This is a genomic window from Gemmata palustris (assembly GCF_017939745.1).
In the GTDB taxonomy this organism is placed as follows: domain Bacteria; phylum Planctomycetota; class Planctomycetia; order Gemmatales; family Gemmataceae; genus Gemmata; species Gemmata palustris.
Genome location: NZ_JAGKQQ010000001.1, coordinates 1,260,497 through 1,278,938 on the forward strand (window position 1 = coordinate 1,260,497; position 18,442 = coordinate 1,278,938).

General features: G+C 63.9%; 15 protein-coding genes. 8 read left to right on the plus strand and 7 right to left on the minus strand.

Annotation, left to right across the window (positions count from 1 at the left end; translation table 11 throughout):
* Window positions 1-120 precede the first annotated feature (120 nt).
* Window positions 121-627 carry a hypothetical protein gene (locus J8F10_RS05090; protein WP_210652776.1) on the minus strand — a complete coding sequence of 169 codons (507 nt, stop codon included), beginning with the start codon at window positions 625-627 and terminating at the stop codon, window positions 121-123.
* Between the two features lie 80 nt (window positions 628-707).
* Between J8F10_RS05090 and J8F10_RS05095 the strand changes: the two genes are divergently transcribed.
* Window positions 708-1,976: an MFS transporter gene (locus J8F10_RS05095; protein ID WP_210652777.1), complete on the plus strand. Its 1,269-nt coding sequence runs from the start codon at window positions 708-710 to the stop codon at window positions 1,974-1,976.
* Window positions 1,977-1,992: 16 nt separating this feature from the next.
* On the opposite strand, the gene J8F10_RS05100 is transcribed toward J8F10_RS05095, so the two are convergent.
* Together J8F10_RS05100 and J8F10_RS05105 are read right to left on the minus strand one after the other, a co-directional pair.
* Complete coding sequence (locus J8F10_RS05100) at window positions 1,993-3,867, minus strand: tetratricopeptide repeat protein (protein ID WP_210652778.1); 1,875 nt, start codon at window positions 3,865-3,867, stop codon at window positions 1,993-1,995.
* Window positions 3,868-4,112: 245 nt separating this feature from the next.
* On the minus strand, window positions 4,113-5,459 hold the full coding sequence (locus tag J8F10_RS05105; RefSeq protein ID WP_210652779.1) for a pyridoxal phosphate-dependent aminotransferase: 1,347 nt from the start codon (window positions 5,457-5,459) through the stop codon (window positions 4,113-4,115).
* Window positions 5,460-5,649: 190 nt separating this feature from the next.
* On the opposite strand from J8F10_RS05105, the gene J8F10_RS05110 reads away from it, so the two are divergent.
* The 3 genes from J8F10_RS05110 to J8F10_RS05120 all read left to right on the plus strand — a co-directional run bounded on the left by J8F10_RS05110 (window position 5,650) and on the right by J8F10_RS05120 (window position 10,088).
* A complete protein-coding gene (locus tag J8F10_RS05110; protein WP_210652780.1) occupies window positions 5,650-7,743 on the plus strand; it encodes an RNA polymerase sigma factor in 2,094 nt (697 codons plus the stop codon).
* A gap of 166 nt (window positions 7,744-7,909) precedes the next feature.
* Window positions 7,910-9,130: a response regulator gene (locus J8F10_RS05115; RefSeq protein WP_210652781.1), complete on the plus strand. Its 1,221-nt coding sequence runs from the start codon at window positions 7,910-7,912 to the stop codon at window positions 9,128-9,130.
* A gap of 127 nt (window positions 9,131-9,257) precedes the next feature.
* The gene (locus J8F10_RS05120; RefSeq protein ID WP_210652782.1) at window positions 9,258-10,088 is read left to right on the plus strand and encodes a S8 family serine peptidase; all 831 of its coding nucleotides are present in this window, start codon (window positions 9,258-9,260) and stop codon (window positions 10,086-10,088) included.
* Between the two features lie 84 nt (window positions 10,089-10,172).
* Here the strand turns inward: J8F10_RS05120 and J8F10_RS05125 are convergent, their stop codons facing one another.
* On the minus strand, window positions 10,173-11,204 hold the full coding sequence (locus J8F10_RS05125) for a sialate O-acetylesterase (protein WP_315854072.1): 1,032 nt from the start codon (window positions 11,202-11,204) through the stop codon (window positions 10,173-10,175).
* A 226-nt stretch (window positions 11,205-11,430) separates the two neighbouring features.
* Here J8F10_RS05125 and J8F10_RS05130 point away from each other — a divergent pair, with 226 nt between their 5' ends.
* Complete coding sequence (locus tag J8F10_RS05130; RefSeq protein WP_210652784.1) at window positions 11,431-12,276, plus strand: hypothetical protein; 846 nt, start codon at window positions 11,431-11,433, stop codon at window positions 12,274-12,276.
* Window positions 12,277-12,288: 12 nt separating this feature from the next.
* Here J8F10_RS05130 and J8F10_RS05135 read toward each other — a convergent pair whose 3' ends face one another.
* The 3 genes from J8F10_RS05135 to J8F10_RS05145 all read right to left on the minus strand — a co-directional run bounded on the left by J8F10_RS05135 (window position 12,289) and on the right by J8F10_RS05145 (window position 16,458).
* Entirely contained in the window at window positions 12,289-13,812 is a 1,524-nt protein-coding gene (locus J8F10_RS05135; protein WP_210652785.1) for an MlaD family protein, read from the minus strand.
* 104 nt (window positions 13,813-13,916) lie between these two features.
* Window positions 13,917-14,537 (minus strand): hypothetical protein, encoded by a 621-nt coding sequence (locus tag J8F10_RS05140; RefSeq protein ID WP_210652786.1) that lies wholly within the window; start codon window positions 14,535-14,537, stop codon window positions 13,917-13,919.
* Between the two features lie 520 nt (window positions 14,538-15,057).
* Window positions 15,058-16,458 carry a M20/M25/M40 family metallo-hydrolase gene (locus tag J8F10_RS05145; RefSeq protein WP_210652787.1) on the minus strand — a complete coding sequence of 467 codons (1,401 nt, stop codon included), beginning with the start codon at window positions 16,456-16,458 and terminating at the stop codon, window positions 15,058-15,060.
* A gap of 151 nt (window positions 16,459-16,609) precedes the next feature.
* Between J8F10_RS05145 and J8F10_RS05150 the strand changes: the two genes are divergently transcribed.
* The 3 genes from J8F10_RS05150 (at window position 16,610) to J8F10_RS05160 (ending at window position 18,433) form a co-directional block, all read left to right on the plus strand.
* Complete coding sequence (locus J8F10_RS05150; RefSeq protein WP_210652788.1) at window positions 16,610-17,170, plus strand: YybH family protein; 561 nt, start codon at window positions 16,610-16,612, stop codon at window positions 17,168-17,170.
* A 504-nt stretch (window positions 17,171-17,674) separates the two neighbouring features.
* Window positions 17,675-17,914 (plus strand): hypothetical protein, encoded by a 240-nt coding sequence (locus tag J8F10_RS05155; RefSeq protein WP_210652789.1) that lies wholly within the window; start codon window positions 17,675-17,677, stop codon window positions 17,912-17,914.
* A gap of 36 nt (window positions 17,915-17,950) precedes the next feature.
* On the plus strand, window positions 17,951-18,433 hold the full coding sequence (locus tag J8F10_RS05160; RefSeq protein WP_210652790.1) for a hypothetical protein: 483 nt from the start codon (window positions 17,951-17,953) through the stop codon (window positions 18,431-18,433).
* The last annotated feature ends 9 nt before the right edge of the window (window positions 18,434-18,442 follow it).

An 18,442-nucleotide genomic window follows, 5' to 3' on the forward strand; every position in this document is an offset into this window, starting at 1 on the left:
GCCACCCCACCCGCTCGTTGGCACTCGCGGTTCGCCAAGAGACTCAGGCGAACCGCGAGTGCCAACGAGCGGGTGGTAGTTCTAAATGGCCCAGGTAAGGGCGGGGTAGGTCACTTCACATCACGTCGTGTAGAACGACGGGAGCCGCGGCCACAGGTACAGGCTAATCATCATGCAGCCGGCGACGACGGCCGCGAGGCCGCCGATCAGCATCGAGAACACCGCCAGTGTATTCCCGACGAACTTCCCGCCGGATCGTTCCACGGCCCGCATCGCGGCCCCGCCCATGAGCGCCGCGCCGAAGCCGAGCACGAACGGCAGCACGTAAGCGCAGATCTGCACCGAGTAGTTCGCGATCTTCGACCGCTCGGTCGTCGCCAGTACCTTGCGGTCGATGCGCTCGCCGAGCACCCTCGTCTCCCCGCTCACCCACTGGCGCTCGACCCACGTTCCCGGCTGCGCCGGCAGCCCGGCCGACCCGCGGGCCTCGCGCAGTGGGGTGCCGGCGATGTGCTTCTCGGCGTGCATCGATCCGTAGAGCGCCAGCACGCCGGCGATGACCGCTGTCACGATACTGAGCTTGGCCGCGCCGTGAACCGGCGCGCCGCGTGTCGATCCCGTCACCATCTCGGTATGTCCTTGCTGGCTTGGTGCGTCGCGGTCGAGTAAGGTGTGCGGGTCGCACTCTCCCCCGACCCCGGCAACACATGAGTACCGTCCCCGCCGCTCCGATCACCTCGCCGTGGCGCTGGTGGGTGTGCGTTCTGTTGATGCTCGCGACCGTCATCAACTATATGGACCGCATGGCCCTGAACCAGATGGCGAAGGAGATCAAGGGCGCGTTCGGGCTGAACAACGAGCAGTACGGTTGGCTCGAAAGTGTGTTCTCGCTGGCCTTCGCGATCGGGGCGATCGGCACGGGCTACATCGTGGACCGCGCGAGCGTGCGGTGGGTGTATCCGCTGATGGTGGTGGGCTGGTCCTTTGCCGGCATTCTGACGGGGTTCGCCGGTTCGTTCTGGATGCTCCTTACCTGTCGGTTCCTGCTCGGCCTGTTTGAAGCGGGGAACTGGCCGTGCGGCATCCGCACCACGCGCGCGGTGCTCTCACCCGCGGAGCGGTCGTTCGGGAACTCGTTGTTTCAGAGTGGAACCGCGCTCGGGGCGGTCATTACTCCGCTCATGGTGCTGGCACTTCTCCAGCGGGCCGAGGCGAGTGGCGGGACGGACACTTGGCGCCTGCCGTTCCGCGTAATCGGCTGTTTGGGGTTGGTGTGGGTCGCGCTCTGGTTCATTACCGTGCCCAAGCGGATGCTTCACCCTACTGGTGGGGCCGCGCCCGCGCACCAGGGCGCGACGCGCTTCGTCGAAGTGTTCCGCGACCGGCGCTTCTGGGCGCTCGTCGCGATGGTAACGGCGGTGAATTTCACGTGGCACGGGTACCGCACGTGGTTGCCGCTGTACCTCCAGGAGCAGCGCGGCTACTCGCGCGAAGAGATGAGCGCGTTCACCACGGTCTATTACCTCGTCGCGGACGTCGGTTCGTGGACAGTGGGCATCGTCACGCTCGTTCTGTGCAAGCGCGGGCTGGCGATTCACATCAGCAGATTGCTCGCGTTCGGCGGGTGCGCGGCGCTCACGGTTTGCACGGCGAGCGTCCCGTTCCTGCCGAACGGGTGGGGGCTCGAAGCGGGGCTGCTCGCGGTCGCGTTCGGCGCGCTCGGATTGTTCCCGACGTACTTCGCGCTCACTCAGGAATTGTCGTCGCGGCACCAGGGGAAGGTCACCGGTACGCTCGGCGCGTGTGCGCACCTCTCGCTGTTCGTGATGTACCCCATTGAGGGGTGGATTTGCGACGCCACGAAGTCTTACGAATGGGTGCTCGGCGGTGTGGGCGCGTTCCCGCTGTTCGCGCTCGTGGTGATGCTGGTTTTGTGGCCACCGGGATATGAACCGCCTCCGCGGGTGGGAAAATAAAGGTGTTTCGGCTTGTTTAGTTGGGTGAGTGCGTCGTGTACCGGTTCGGTCGGTCGTTCTGATACTCCACAAGCCAGCGACGACACTCGTCGCGGAGGGAGCCGCGGGTTGTCCGGTCGAGCGCATTTTGTTGCCACTTCACAGCCTCAGTAAACCGTCCGCACTCGGCGAGAGCCGCGGCGTAGGCGCTCAGACAGGTTGCCTCGGTCCAGTTCGATAATTTGCACGCGCGCCGGGCTACTTTCACGGCCTCTTTGCCGTTGCGCACGGTTGGATCGAGGGACGTGGCCAGAATCGCGGCCCGTTCCCGGCGCGGGAGCCAATGGTTTGGCGCGAGTGCGATGCTCATGATGGCAGCAGTGTGTGCTCGATCATCGCGCCCCTTGCTGCGGAGATCGAATAAACATTCTAATAGAACGGCAATCGGTTGATTGGTCAGATCGGATTCACCGATCGCGAAAAGTGCGTCGCACGCCTTACGGAAGTCCCCCGATAGGATCAGGTGGCGCGCGAGCCGGGCGCGGCAATGCGCGCTTTCCGGCGCGAGCCGGATTGCTCTCCTGGTATCGGCGACCGCCTTGGAATAGCGGTCGCGCTTGGAATAACACTCGGCGCGGTCCAAGAGCGCCTCGGGGAACGTCTCTTTGTCCTTCGGGTGCGGGGCTTTGAGACACTGTGTGAAACACTCGATTGCTTCGGTCACGCGCCCGGTATTCGCCAGACACCTGCCACGGGCCAGCAGAACGTACCCGTTAAAATGCGACCCCAGGAACGGGTTCCACACGGCGAGATCGTCCAAGGATCGCTGCGCCTCCACGAACGCATCGAGGCGCACCTGGCAGAGCGCGCGTGCGTACAGGGCAAGGTCGAAGGCCGGGTTCAGCTCCAGCGCTCGGGCAAGAGCTGTTTCGGCGCGGGGGTCGTCCCCACGCGAGATGAACAAACAGGCATCTTCGATCAGCGCCCTCGCGTTGTTGGGGTCGTGTTCCCGCGCGAGACGTATCGTTCTGCGAATACGTTTTATGTCTGCCCCGGTTTGGTCGGGCAACTGTCGCAGGAATCTGGCATACTCGACAAAGGCACATGCGTTATCTGGGCACTGTTCCGTCGCGCGCCGGTAGAACTTTCGTGCCTCGGTCACGTCCCCTTGCTTTGAACAGTCGCGGGCGAGTTCTAGGTACGCATCGAGTAACTGTGGGTCGAGTTCGATGGCTCGCTTCAGATCGATGGTGCGCTGGTTCGGATCACGGTCCTCCTCTTCGGTCCACCAATTGGGATCACCAAACGCATGGATACACGCCGCGATCATCTTCGCGCGCAACAGATACGCTTCCGCGTTGTCTGGGTGCTTGGCTATCTCGGCGTCCATCAACTCGATCACTAACGAATCGGGGCCGCACGCGCTCCGCACCCGGGCGCTGAGCATCCGATCCTTTTTACGTGCGTTCCCGTTCCAATTTTCGATACATTTTCCACCCTGGTACAGGTTGCGGCCCAAATAATCGTCGTGCCCTTCTGTTCGCCAATACAGTTCAAACGCCAGTTCCGGAAAATCTGACGCGACCTTGGCGACCCATTTGAGCGCCGGGCGGGACGCGGTGTAAAAGTCGAAATACGCTTCTCTTCCGGCGTCTCTAACAAACTTGGCTCCCAAGACGTATCGGTTGACATCCCAGTTCCTAACTTGCCAGCGTTCAGCGCCTTCGGGCGCGATTTTAGCGAGTAGTTTGGACGGAACGGGAAACAAGTTGTGGAACACGCGCCACGCACTTTCGGGGGCTTCCTCTCCCGCGAAGTACGTTGCACACGGAGCGGTCGCGATGTGGAGCCACCGAGTGATGTCCGCCGGCCTGCCGCGAACGTGCAGGCGGTGACTGCATTCGTTTGCCATTGGGCGACCTCAAAACGAAGAAATGCAAACAGCTTAACCCAGATGTGCGGTATGAGAATGCTCGAAATCGCGCAATTGAGATGATTACGGAGAAGTATTGGTGTTTCTTCGGGTTGTCGCTGATGCGGTACTCGAGTCTTCTAGCCAATCGAATTGCTTCTTTTCGTGTCAATACGAACGGAGCGGTCGCAAATTCACTGGTTTACGGTCGCTCCGTTTCACTGGAACCGGTAGTATCGGTCCCTCTATGCCCGACTGAACGCGGGCTTGCGCTCGTCCTTCTCTTTCGTGACTTCGGGGGTCGGCTCCTCGACCGAGTCTTCGGTGCTGGGCGGTGCCGGGGTGGTCGGGTTCTTCAGTCGGTCCACGAACACGGCCATGCGGGTCAGCCCTTCGCGGAGTCGGCCCTCGTCGGTCGCGAAGCTCACGCGAACGTGGCCCGCGCCGCTCGGCCCGAACGCGACGCCGGGGCCGACCAGTACGCCCTCTTCCTTCAGCAACTTTTCCGCGAACGTGCGGCCGTTCACGTTCAAGCCCGAGACCGGCACCCACACGAAGTACCCGCCGCTGGGCTGTTCGGGCTCGAGGCCCATCGCGCGCAGGCGGTCCAGTGTGTACTGCCGCTTGGAGCTGAACCGCTCATTGATATCCGCTGACGTCGGTTCGGCGAGCAGCCGCGCCGCGGCCTGTTGGCACACCGGCGGAACGTAAGGCGCGCTCAAATTCGCGGTGAGCTGGCAAGCCCTGATAAGGTGCCGCGGACCGGCGAGCCAGCCGACGCGCATCCCGGGTTGCCCGAACTCCTGCGACACCGAACCGGCCGTGAGCGTGAGTCGGTCCGCGCCGGGCATCGTAGCCAGACCGCGCGGCTTATCGGGCCGGAACGCGGCAAACGACTCGTCCAGGTACACCAACACCCCGTACCCGCCCGCGATCCAGGCGATGTGTTCGAGGTCTTCGTTCGTGAGGCACCCGCCCGTGGGGTTGCCCGGGTCGGTCAGCACGAGCATCTTCGCGCCGCGCATCGCGCGCTCGAAAGTTGCCGCGATGTACCGGCACCGACCGTCTTCGGTCCACGTCGGCACCCAACGCACGTTCGCGTGCCGAGACTTGGTTCCCAGCGCGAAGAGCGGTGAACACGGGTCGAACATCACGACGCGGTCGCCGGGGTTCACGAACGCATCGAGTGCGGCCGTGAACGCGGCCGTAGCGCCGTGCGTCGCGAGGACGTCCGTGGCCGGGTTGACGGTGCGCCCGGTGGACTGGTACCGGTCGGCGATGATGCGGGCCAGCACGGGGAGCGTCGTGGGCACGCGGCCGGGGGCGGAAAACGCATCGGTGCGGCCCACGCTCACGGCCCCGCGTGCGGGCGGGGCGTCCGGCGTGGGCTGGTTCAGGTCGAGCACGTCGAGGTTCGGAACGTGCGCGACCATCGCCGGGTCGAGAAGGTCGTCCAGCGGCGCGGCCAGCACGCGATCCGAGTAGTATTTGAGGTACGCAGCGCCGCCGTCGGTGAGGCGCCGGGCGCGCGGGGTGAACCGCGCGAGCCGTGTGCGAACGAGCAGCTTCGTGAGCCAGAAGGGGATTGCCACGCTGGAGCCTCCGTGCGCTGGTGAGGGTGGAGATTGTGCCAGAACGGGTACCGCGGTGTAAAGCCCGGCTCAAATTGAGCGCGAACGCGCTGCGACAGCGATGGGCTCTTCCGCAAGAAATAATCGTGGAAGCCCCCGGGAGCTTTGTGCCTCTATTCCCGGGACGGACTTACTTCTGGAAGGTTCAGGCATGGCACACGAACCATCGACCGCGATCCTCGATCCCCTCCGGCGGCTCATTTCGCGGCAGACCGGCAGCGCGCTGACTGATGCGCAGTTGTTAGAGAATTTCGTTGCGCGGCGCGAAGAGGCGTCGTTCGAGGTGCTCCTTTGGCGCCACGGCGCGATGGTCCTCGCGCTGTGCAAGCGCGTGCTCCGCGATTCACACGAAGCCGAGGATGCGTTCCAGGCGACGTTTCTCGTGCTCGCGCGCAAGGCCGGTTCGATCGGGCGCGGTGAAGCGGTCGCGTGCTGGCTGTACAAGGTCGCGCACCGTATCGCCGTGCGCCTTCGGACGACGGCCGTGAAGCGACAACTCGGGACCGAATCACCGGACGCTGTTTTGGCCCCAGAAACGCCCGACGACGCGGAATGGCGCGACCTGCGCCCGGTACTCGATGACGAAATCGCGCGATTGCCGGACAAGTATCGCGCGCCCTTCGTTCTCTGCTATCTCGAAGGGCGCACCAACGAAGAGGCCGCAGCACAACTCGGTTGCCCAAAGGGAACCGTGTTGTCGCGTCTCTCCCGCGGGCGCGAGCGGTTGCGGGATCGACTCGCACGCCGCGGAGTCGCGCTCACGGCCAGTGCGCTGGCCATCACCCTTTCTCGAAATGCGGCCACGGCGACCGTTCCGCCCGCACTGGTGCCGACCACGATCAACGTCGCGATCCCGTTCGCGGCGGGCAAAGCGGGAAGTGAACGGGTTCCCGCACACATCGCCGCCCTCACCAACGGAGTGTTACGCGCGATGACGTTCAGGCACGTTAAGACCGCAGCGCTCGCTCTGGTCTCGCTTGTCGTTCTGGGGATCGGAGTCACCTGGGCGGCGTTCGACGATGGTGGCGCCCCCGGATCGGTTGAACCTCTTGTTCTGGTCGAAGAGCCGAAGGCACCGCCGACTGCGGACCCCAAAGTTGCGCCGTCCGTCGAGACCGAGCGGCCCGCTCCGCCCATTCGGGGGCGAGTGACTGATATTGCGAAAGATGGGAAGTCCGTCACCATCACCGGCGTGGCGGGTGCGTATGCGTGGTACGGCGGAAACCGCCTCCCAGAAGACCCGGAACCAACGGTGGTGGTCGTCAAATTGAGTGAAAAAACGGTCGTGACTTACCAGGGCGTTGGCATGAATGGGGCGAAATTCACGAGAGGCCACGATGCGTATGTGATGTTTGCTGGCGCCATGAAGGATATTGCAGCTACCATCGAGTTCAACGGATCGACACAAGTGCAACGGAATCAATCCATTAGCGGTAGCGTCGATGCGGTCGCGGATGATGGTAAGTCCTTCTCATTGGCACAAACGAGCATTCTGGGGCCTTTTCCCATTCGCCCATATGGTAATGCTAAAATTAGTGTGACGAAGATTGACATCCCATTTGATGACAAAACGGTGCTCACCTTCTCGAACGTCGCGCGGGGTAAGGCCAAGCTCACACCGAGTCATTACAGCACGGTGTGGTACGCGGACGACGGCCGAACCGCTGGTAAAGTGTTTTTCAATGGCCAGGACCCGGGGGGACGCGAGGGGAAGCTGCCGGATGTTGCAGGCACCGTCACGCGTGTGGCCGACGACAAGGCCATTGTGGTCGAGGTTCCTCCCAAACTAGCCGCAGAAGCCCCGACGCGGGTTGCGGTCCATTTGAATGACAAAACGACTGAAGTGTTTCGTGATGTGCCACTCGACGGCGCGAAAGCCGCTCCGGGCATGCAAGCGCAAGTGTGGCTCGCGGACGGATCGAAGGACACGGCCGCAAAGGTGACGTTCACCGGGAGCACCCCCGAGCGGTGGGCGATCGTGACCGGCAAGATTGTCTCGGTGGCGAAGGACGGCAAATCGTTCACGGTGGAATCGCCTCCGGCCAAACGCGGCGACCGGGCGAAACGCACGGAGGTGAAACTCGCCTCCGTGACGAAAGTTACGTTTAATGGGGTCGGGCCGGGGGAGGCCAAAGTGACGGAAGGACTTAACGTTTACGCTCGGATGCTCGATGACTACCCGGACACTGCCGCCGGTGTCACCTTCACGAAAGATGGCTGGCAACCAACAACCCTGTTCTGGTAACGCCGGGGCACTGGGGAACGCGAGCAAACAGCGGGTAGCCGTTCGTGCCGTCACAGGCGGCACGAACGGCTACCCGCTCATTTTTTGGCACATTCGCAAGCGTGCCGGCGCGCAACTCGGCACCGTGCGCGCGTTCCCCGCGTGTCAATGCCTATGATGACCCTATATGACCGACACTGTAATCATCGTGGACGACGAGGAATCCGTCCGCCGCACGTTCCATGAGTGGCTTGCGAGCGCGATGCCGGAGGCGCGCGTGTTCGCGGTCGCGGATTCGGAATCGGCGCTCCGGATCGCCAACGAACACGCGGTCGATCTCGCCGTCCTCGACTGGAACCTCGGGTCCGGGAGCGACGGGCTCCGGCTGCTCGAAGACCTCGTCGAGTTCCGGCCGGACGTGGTCGCCATCCTCGTCACCGGGTTCGCGCACCAAGCGACGCCGCTCGACGCGCTCCGCATGGGCGTGCGCGACTACATCGACAAGAACCAGGACTTGAACCGCGACACGTTCGTCGCGGCCGTTCGCCGGCAACTCGACCGCATCCGCCCGGTCAAGCAGCAGCGCGAACTGAACCTCCGGCTCGCCGCGTTCCGCGAAGCCGTCGAGAAGGTGCTGCCGATCGTCCAAACGTCGGCCGCGTTCAACGACCCGGTTCCGCTCCCGGCCGCGGTGAAATCCCTCCTGCGGTTCGTGATCCGTGGCACGCGCGCCGCGGACGGCGCGCTGATCGTGCGCCACACGGCGGCCGACGGCACCGAGTCCACGGTCGCTTACGGCTCGGACGGCGAGCCGCTGCCGGCCCCGCTGGTACCCTTCGGGCGGTCGCTCGCCGCGAGTGTCATTAGCTTTCAGGAACCGGTCGCGCTGAACGACTTCGACCCGAAGGCGCTCGGCCCTCTGGAACTGCTGCCGTTTGAAGCGAACCGCTCGTGTATTCTCGCGGCGCCGCTGCGCGTGGCGAGCGACACGGTTGTGGTCGTGGAACTGTTCGATAAGGCCGCGCCCGGGTTCAGTGACGAGGACCGGCGCCTGGTCACGTCCGCGGCCGAAGTCGGGACGGACCTCCTGCGCCAGGCGGTCGCGGAGCGACAAACGCACAAGCTGCTCTTCGACGCGGTAGACGCCGCGCTCCAGGCGACGGCGCACTTCAGCGACGCGCCGATGCTCTCGTCGGACGCCGCCGTTCCGCTCCCTTCGGTCATGGCCCGACTGAGGGAAGGGCTGGGAGCGGACTCGAACGCGACCGCCCCGCCGGAAACCACACTCCGGCTCGTGGAAGCGGTCCGAACGCTCGCCGTGAGGCACGGCCCGAGTGCCGTGGAGCACTGCGTTAAGGTGGTGAACGACCTCCGCGAACTCCTCGACGAAATCACTGGCAGCGCGTGACAGAGAAGCGTTTGTGACGGTATCAACAGGGCAGACGGGATCGAAGAGGAATCTGTACCGGACTTCTCCCGTCGATCCCGTTCACCCCGTCAAAAGCGCTTCTGGTTTGTTTTCTGCTGGAACTCTGATGACCGAAATGGCTCCCACCGTGTTCGACGAGATCTTCGCCCGGTTGACCCCGAACAGCATCTTTCAGGATGCCCGGGCGACCGGGGAGGGTATCGCCGTCGCCGTGATCGACTCCGGCGTGGAACGCGCCGTGCTCGAAACCAAGTTCCGCGACGCGGGCACGTCCATTCAGCTCATCGAGGGCGCGGTGTTCCGGCCGACCGGTCCGCCGCTCGAGTACACCGGGCACCAGTCCTCGCCGCACGGGACCACCGTCGCGGACATCGTTCTCACGCTCGCGCCGCGAGTGAAGCTCTACTCCGCCGACGTGTTCGGCCCGACCGGGTCGTGCGAGGTGGAAACGGTAATCGCTGCACTGCACCACGCGATCGACGTGTGGAAGGTGAAAGTTATCAACCTCTCGCTCGGGGTGCCCGAACACAAGCTGCAGCAACTCCCGCGGCGCCAACAGTTGCAGCGGGCGATCGAAGAAGCGTACTTCCGCGACGTACTGGTGTTCGCCGCCGCCCACAACGAGCACCCGCTGACGCGGAGTTACCCGGCCGCGTTCGCGCCGCCGCTCATCTCGGTGGACAAGGGCTTGTTCGATGACCCGCTGCGGTTCGCGTACAAGCTGAGCGAGCAGGTCGAGTTCCAGGCGCACAGCCGCGGGTACTTGGGACCGTTCGCCCGCGAACCGGCAACGAGCTGGGCGACGCCCCACTTGGCCGGCATCGCGGCCCGCATTCTCTCTCTGAAACCGGACCTGAAGCCGTTCGAGATCAAAACGATCCTGTACTGGCTGTTCCGCAGTGGTTGGAACGGTCACGCGACCGCGGCACCGGTATAGGGATCGTGGAACCTCTTGACGGAGAGCTCCCACCGCGCCGGCGCTGATGGGGCGGGCATCTGCCGATCGTCACCCGGTTTAACGTCACTTCTTTTCGCCGCGCAGTTCGAGTACCGCGTCGCCGAACGCGCGGCCGATTTTGCACATCGTCTTCGCGCTGCCGAGGTAGTGGTACGGATAGTCGCTGCCCACCTTGTTCCACTCGTCGGCGTTCTCACGCCAGCCCTTCTTGAAGATCGCCTCCGCGTCGGTGTCCCAGAACGCATCCGTCTTCACCAGTGCGACGTTCCCGCGGAACTCGGGTACGTCCATCACGGCCGCCTGAGCGTCCTTGAATTTCTTGATGTTCGCGCTCGGCTTCGATCCTTCCACGCCCATTTGCCCGACCACGAACGGGAGCTTCGGCGCCTTCAGGTCTTTCCGCACGTCGCGGATGAAGTGCGTGAGATTGGCGGCGTACTCGGCGGTCGCATCGGCGCTAATCATATCGTTCCAACCCTGGAACCACACGAGCCCGGCGATTTCGTATCCCTGGTCCCCGTAGGCCGGGAAGTGCTTTTTCAGGTTCGCGAGCGTGTCCCCAACTTCGTCGAGCATCGCCCGGTACGAGTCCCCGAACGGTTTCTTCACGTCGGCGAGTGTCGCGTTCTCCTTGCCCTTCTGCTTTCGGAGGTCGGCGAGCATTTTGTCGAGGGCCGCATCTGGGGGGAGGCCCGCGGAGGGCGAGCGGAAGTCGCGGTACAGGCTGCGCCCGCCCCACGCGGTCTTGATGAGCAGCACGGGTTCGGTGAGCCGGTCGCCGACCACCGCGCCGAATTCGAGTTCCGGCCCGATGCACTTCGGCGACCCGTACCCGACTGTGAGTTTGCCCTTACGCTCGAGAAACTTGATCCACACGTCGTCGCGCTCGATCCACTGACCGTCCTTCTGCCAGTGTTTGAAGAGGTCGCGCGTGGCCGGCTGTTGGGCCTGGTAGTCGACCAGCGCTATCTTCGCCTTGCCCTCCATGTTCGACTGCCCGGCGAGGACGAACACTTTCACCGGTTTCGGTGGATCCGCGGCCGTGAGTGGTGAAAGGGACGTCAAGAGAAGCGACAGAACGAGCAGCGTTCGCACGGTTCGGGCCTCGGCGCGAGGGTAGGAGCGGCGGGAGTGCCCATTGTTCCCGAACGGCGCGCGGCATCGCAACCGAAAACTGCCCGACCGCATTCCGCGCCTCTCCCCTTCAATCCGACGCCGCTCCCCAACGTGACCGGCCGCACCGCGGTTATCCAATAGACGCGGCACTCCGTAATGCGGTACAAAACAGAGCGAGTGTTCTTGGATTCTGGGAGGCAACGGGATGGCACGGTACACGGCTTGGGCGGCGTTCGTGGGGACCGTGGTGCTCGTCGCCGGGTGCGGGCCGGAGAAGGAACTGCCCACGGCCGTGCCGCAAAGCGATAGTGGGAACCAGCAGCCGGTCGCGCCAGCAAAATCCGATCCCGAGGCGCGGGCCGTTATTGATAAGGCGGTGAAGGCGCTCACGGGCGGGAAGCCCGAACTCCTCGCGAAGGGGAAGTTCTCTCGCTGCGTGATGAAGGGGCAGATTTTCTCGATCACTCAGGCGAATCAGGCCGAAGACACGAACCGGACGGTGGTGACCGCCTGGCCGGACCGGTTCTTCTCAGCCAACGAGCGGTTCCCGGCCACCGGTCGCGTGCTGGACGAAGTCTGGTTGCGCCGACCGGACCTGGCCATCGCCAGCAACGGTGTGTCGGTTCCGCTCTCGAACATTGACGTGTTCGAGCGCTACTTCGCGGCCGACGTGGTGGGGCAGAACTGGATGCCACTGCTGCTACCGGTAACCGATCCGAAGGCGGTGGTCTTCGACCTCGAGCAGATCACGGCGGGGAAGCTTGAGCTTTCTCGCCTCAAATTGTCACTGGGCGATTTCCCGTTCTATCTGCTCACGTTCGATGCGAAGACCGATCTGTTGCTGCGGGCCGAGTACACGAGCAGCCTGGACAACGTGTTGCGGCCCACCACGATGGTCTTCTCGGGCCACAAGGCCGTAGAGGGGCTGATGCTCCCGCACCAGTTTGAGTGCCGACACAACGGCTCGGTCGTTGAAAAGTTGACCGTCGAGAAGTGGGAATTCCCCGCGACCATCAGCGATCAGGAGTTCAGCCCACCGAAGAAGAAGTAAGAGGGCGTTCATTTATGGCGGATAGCCCTGCACGGGTGGGGGCTTTCCGCCGGGAGCCGGTTCCAGCCAACTCGGTCCGCTGAACGGGCGGGCGGACGAGGCCGGGGGCCAGTCCGGGCGGAAGCTCGGCACGCCGGGCAGGTCTTTTAGCCCCGCGCTGGGGCGCAGCGCCCCGCCGATGCCGATCAGTTCCGGCCGGCGGGCGACCTTATCGGCGAACACTTCCAAGTCGCGGGTGACTTTCTCCGAGCGCGCCAGAATGCGGGCCAGCGACCCGGCCGCGGCGTCGAGGTTCTGGTACACGCCGGGCTCGGTGATTAGCTTTTGAATCGTGCCGTTCTCTTTACCGAACGCGGTCACGATGCCGCGAATCTCCGCGATCATCTTGCTCAACTGGTCCGCCGCGTCCGTCACGTTTTTCACCAGGCTCTCGGACCGCGCCGCGAGCGGGCGGGTCACGGCCCGCACGTCGGCAACGATCTGCCCGACCTCGGTCACGCGGCCGTCAATGTTCTTGATGGTTTTCTCGGCGGTATCGAGGATCGCACCGAGCGAACCGGCGAACTTGACAACGGTCACAGCAACGCTGTTGAGGTTCTTCAGCACCTCCGCGAACTGTTTGCGGTTCTCCGGGGACAGAACGTCGTTCACCCCATCGAACGCCTGGCGCGCGCCCTTCACGGCTGCGGCCACCTCGGGTTCGAGGCGCTTCATCGTGGCGCGGAAGTCGTCCACCGCGGGCTTGATCGTGCGGAGCGCTTCCTGGGCGTCGCGGATGAGCGCTTTGATGTTCGGTTCTTCTGGGCCGGCCGGTTGCGCTGCGACAACGAAGCCGACAGGCAGGTCGGCGCCCGCGGCCGGCGCACCGGCTCGTGGAGGCGCGGGTCCGTCCGCACCCAGAAGGTTCTGGAGCTTCGCGTTGGTCTTCTTGAGTTCGGGAATGAACGCGCGGACGTCCTTGAACAGCCCGGTCGCTTCGTCCACCGCCAGTTCCATTTTCGGGCTCAGGTCGCCGATCTTCTCCATCTTCTCGAAAGCTCTGGTGATTTTGTCGAGCGACTGTTGCGCGGTGGCCAGCGCGTTGGTGGCCGGCCCGACGAAGCTCCGGGGCGTGATGGGCGGGGCGCCGAGAATATCGCTCTCGGGGGGCCATTCGTCGCCGCGCGGGACCGGCTGATTGTCCGGCCCGAGTTTGGGCAGAAAGTCGATCGCCGTGTCCCCGCTGAGCAGCCCGCGCGTGATGTGGGCTTCTTCCGAGGTGCGCGGGAGGTACTTGCGCTCGACGGCGATCCGCACCCGGACCTGCCCGCTCACCGGGTCGAGGTCGAGTGCCGTCACCTGGCCGATGCGCACGCCCGATTTGCGGATGGGTGTTCCCGGCCCGATCCCCGGCGCTTCGGGAAACAGAACGGAGTATTTGGCGTCGGTCGAGAACAGCCGCGGCGTGCCGCCGAACAGTACGACGAGGCCCGCGAGCGCGATCAGCGACGCGCCCATGAACAGCCCCAAGCGTAGCCGTAGCGCCCGCTCCGCCATCGTTCACAAGTTCCACGTTCCGTGTTGCACGTTCCGCGCGAAGACGATCGGCTCGGCTTTCGCGTTTTTAACTCGGAACGTGCAACTCGGGACTCGGAACTCTCCTATTTGCACTGGCGAATCCGCCGCAGAATTTCCTGCTCGAAGGCGTAGTCCCGTCCGACCTTGAACCAGGACCGGTTCGTGGCGGTTTCGGGACTGACGACTTCCAACTGTCGGTCCACCGTGGGCGATTCCTGGAACACCGCGTTGCCCACCGTCGCGCGGGCCGGGCGCGGGACGTCTTCGAGCTCCTTCTCGACGACGACGTACACAAGATACCCGCCGCGGTCCCCGGCGCGAATCTCCACGGTCGCGATCTGGCGCACGCTCTGGAACGTCGCGAACAGGCGCTGGCGCGCGTCCGGGTTCCCGGCCTTCCAGAACTGCTCGTACCCGGGGGCGACGCGCGGCTTGGTCGTCACGCGCCCCTCATACGGGTTGGGCGTTTGGAGCTCGAAGTAGTCGTCGAGCACCTCGATGACCTTTTCAAAGACCTCGCGGTACGATTCGGCCGTGGGCTGGCCGGGCGACACGAGGACCGGGTTCTCGATCTCCGTGCGGCGAACGGTCAGCGGGTTGTCAAGGGGCGGAGCGACGGCGCAGCCGGTCTGACCGAGGGCGAGGGCACAGACCGCGATCGCGGCGGCCCGGAGCCGGTGCGTAACTACTCGCCGCGTGCCCATGCGGGGTGCCTCTCGTCCAGCCGTTGGCGTGAAGGGCGCCGGTATGCCAGCGCGGGGCGCTGCGGTCAAGTCAGTGTTGAGCGGTTCGCGCGAACAGCGCGCGATTGCGGGCCGTTAACCCATTTTGTGCGAATTGAAATCGGGCGATTGGGAAGAGGGGCTATTTCGGTTGATCGGGTTCCCGTGGTGGATTGAACGAGGCGCGACCGCGAGAGCACCTCCCGCGCGCTCGCGCCTCATTATTTTAGGAGACTTCTCGCTGATCTCTATCAAGCCGATGGCCAGCGATAGGCCTCAAAAAACATGTCGGCAAGTCCGGCCGGTGGGCCAAGGAGTCCAGCTCTTGAGGTAGTTGGCGGAGCCGCGGCGGGCGCGGGTGGCCTTGCGGTACCCGAGTTCGGCTCGCAACTCCCGCCACGGGAGCACGGTCATCCGGTTCGGGGCCGTGGGCGCGAGGGCGCCGTTCGTCGAACCGGTGGAGCCGGTTGGTAACGGTCCGGGCGACCGGACCACTTCCGGGTCACTTCACGCTACTGGGTGTGAGTTTCCCCAAGTTGGCGAACAGCCCGACGAGCGAGGCCATGAGCTTCTTGAAGTCGCCTTCGTGCAGGCTCTCGTTGGGGGCGTGCGCGTTACTCGCCGGGTCTTCGATGCCCATGAGCAGCGCGGGGGCGCCGCCGAACAGTTCCGAGAGCGGGCCGACGAACCCGATGCTTCCTCCGCCGCCGATCGCGACCGGGTCGCGGTCGAAGCCTGTGCGCATCGCGGAAAGGGCGGCCTCGAACGCGGGGCCGTTCGGGTCGGTCATCCACCACTTCACCGGCGGGCCGGCCGGAGTTACAGCCACCTCGCAGCCCCACGGCGGGTTCGCGGTGAGGAACGCCGTGAGCTTCTCCAGGACGTTTTCCGGGGTCTGGTCCGGCACGATTCGGCAACTCACGATCGCCGACGCCTTCGGCAGCACCTGGTTCGATGCACCCTTGATCGAGCTCGCTTCCTGCGCGATCACCGTGATGGCCGGTCGGCGCCACGTCTGGGCGTAGTCGCTGTACCCTTTCTCCGTCGATAATCGTGCGCCGGGAACCATGCCGATCGACTGCCGGACCTTCTCGGCGTCGGCCGGCAGTTTGTTGAACGCGGCGCGCTCCTTATCGGTGAGCGGGCGCACCTCGTCGTAATAGCCCGGGATCGGGAGCGGCCCGTTGTCCCAATACAGTCGGCCGAGGATCGCGTTCAGTGCGATGGCCGCATCCGGCAGCGTTCCGCCGCCCATTCCGCTATGGACCGGGATCTTCGCCGTGGTCACGTCAACCCGCACGGCGACGATCCCACGCAGTGAGTAGGTAATGCTCGGAATCCCGACTTCGATGTTCTCCGTGTCGCACACGACGATCACATCGGACTTGAGCCTGTCTCGGTGCGTTTCAAAGAACTTCAGGAGGTTCTTCGAGCCGACCTCTTCTTCGCCCTCCACGAGCATCTTGATGTTCACGGGGAGCGTGTTGCCGGTCTTTCGGTACGCCGCGATCGCAGCGAGTTGGGCCGAGATCGCGGCTTTATCGTCGGCGGACCCGCGAGCATAGAGTCGGCCGTCGCGCCGGGTGAGTTTCCACGGGTCGCTGAGCCACTGCTCGACGAAGTTCACCGGCTGAACGTCGTGGTGCGCGTAGAGGAACACTGTCGGCTTACCGGGGGCCTCGAGCCACTCGCCGTAGGCATACGGCAGCGACTGGCCGACGCGCAGGATGTCGACGTTGTGCAGCCCGGCCTGCCGCATCTGATCGCAGGTGAGCTTCGCGGTGCGATCGATTTCGGGGTTGTGTTCACCGTCGGTACTGATGCTCTGGATCGCGACCAGTTCGGCCAACCCCTGAACGATGTCTTCGTGATTCTTGTTCAGCCAGTCGAGTGCGGCTTGCATGAGGGTAGCCCCCGTGAATAGGTGCCATCACTCTACCGGTCGGGCGGGTCAGGGTAAACCCGCGTGGTATGCTATCCGGAACCGTTCCATTTGGTGCGGTCCGCTGATTCCGAGCGCGGGCCGCACGCGGGCACCACCCACGAGGCTCCTCATGTCCACGTCCCCCTCCGCACTGGCGACCGAACTCGCGTTTCGCGCGAAGTTCCTTCGGATCGCGTGCTTGGCCAACATCGTGCTGTTCGTGCTGCTGGTCGGCGGCGGAACCGCACTCATCACCACGGTGGCGCGGGCGACTGGGGCCAGCACTGCGGCGGGCGACGAGAAGGACATCCGTGCCGTGCTCGACGCACAAGTGATCGCGTGGAACAAGGGCGATCTCGACGGGTTCATGGCCGGGTACTGGAACGACGACCAACTGACGTTCATCTCCGGTGGCGACATCACGACCGGGTGGAAGAAGACGAAAGAGCGCTACGAGAAGCGGTATAAGGCCGACGGTAAGGAGATGGGCAAGCTCGTGTTCAGTGATCTGCATGTCGAGACGTTTAGCCCGAACGCGGCCATGATGCGCGGGAAGTTCGAGTTAACGTTCGAGAAGGAGAAGGACGACGCGAAGAAGACCGCGCGCGGGCGCTTCACACTGATCCTGCGCAAGACCCCGGACGGCTGGAAGATCGTCCACGATCACACTTCGGCCGAAGAAAAGAAGTGAACGGCGAAGGAATTTATGTTTATAGGAGTTACGCAGTTGAGGGCATCTCGCGCCCTAAGTTGTTTGATTTCAACCTCTTGCGATGCGGCCGCTTGTGCGAGCTTTCTAAGGCGCAAGCTGTTATCTAGCAATGCTTTAGGGCATGACATGCCATCAACTGCGTAACTCCTAGTTTATCTGGAGGAAACTCATTGCGAGGCAAATATGCGTCACTCGAATTGGTGGAACCGCGGAACTGCGCTAGGGTTATCGGTTGGGATACTCCTCGGGGGCAGTGGCGCATGGCTTGCGGCTCATGAGCGGCTCCAAGAAATGAAAGCAGAGACACCCGACCGAAACGCTCAAAGGGAAGGGGCGGGGGCGGCTGTTTTACCTCCGGTTCGAGCGTCGGAAGAACTGGAGTCCGCGAAAAATAAAGCGCAACTCGGCTGTCGGCTGCTATCACACGCCGTTGATTCTTACGCAGTGAGTTCATCGAACCCGGCTGTCACGGACGACGAAAGAATGCCCGTGAGTGTGGCGGACCTGAACGTCCCGCCGTTTCGTGAGGCTTCGTTCTTGCCGAACGGCAAGAGTGACACCATTGATCCTTGGGGTAAGACGTATCGGCTCACGTTGGTGCATCAGCCTGACGGGATCAAATGCGTTCTCGTACAGACGACCGCGCCCGATGGGGTTCAAATCAGCCAATTCGGAATCGGTGCGGAGAAGGCGTTCCCGAAATTTTTAGGTGTGAGTAAGTAAACAGGCATGTAGCAATCACTTCCCCGAGGTTCGGCGATGATCCCGTTGCCCACGATCGATGCGCTGGATTCGATCACGATTCCAATCGCGTGCCCGGTGTCGTGGGACGCAATGCGAGGTGACAACCGTACCCGGTTCTGCGACAAGTGCAGCCAGAACGTCCACGACGTGAGCGAACTCACGCGCGCCGAAGCCGTGCAGTTGGTGGCCGGCGGGGACAAACTCCCGTGTCTGCGCATCTACCGGCGCCCCGACGGGCACGTGATGACGTCCGACTGTGCGACGAAACGCGAGCGCGTCTGGAAGTGGCTCGACCGGCGCTCGGCGCGGGCCGCGGCACTGTTCGCGGTCGTGTTTATGGCGGGGTGTGACCGCGATCGATATTTGGGAGAAACCGCAGGTGTCCCGTGTCGGTACGAATCGTTGCTAGAGCAAACTGTGGAAGCCGGCGCACAAAGCATTGTTGAGGGTGTCGCGTCCGAAGCCGCGCGCCGGAACGAAGCCGAGGCGGGGCGGTAGCTCGGCCTT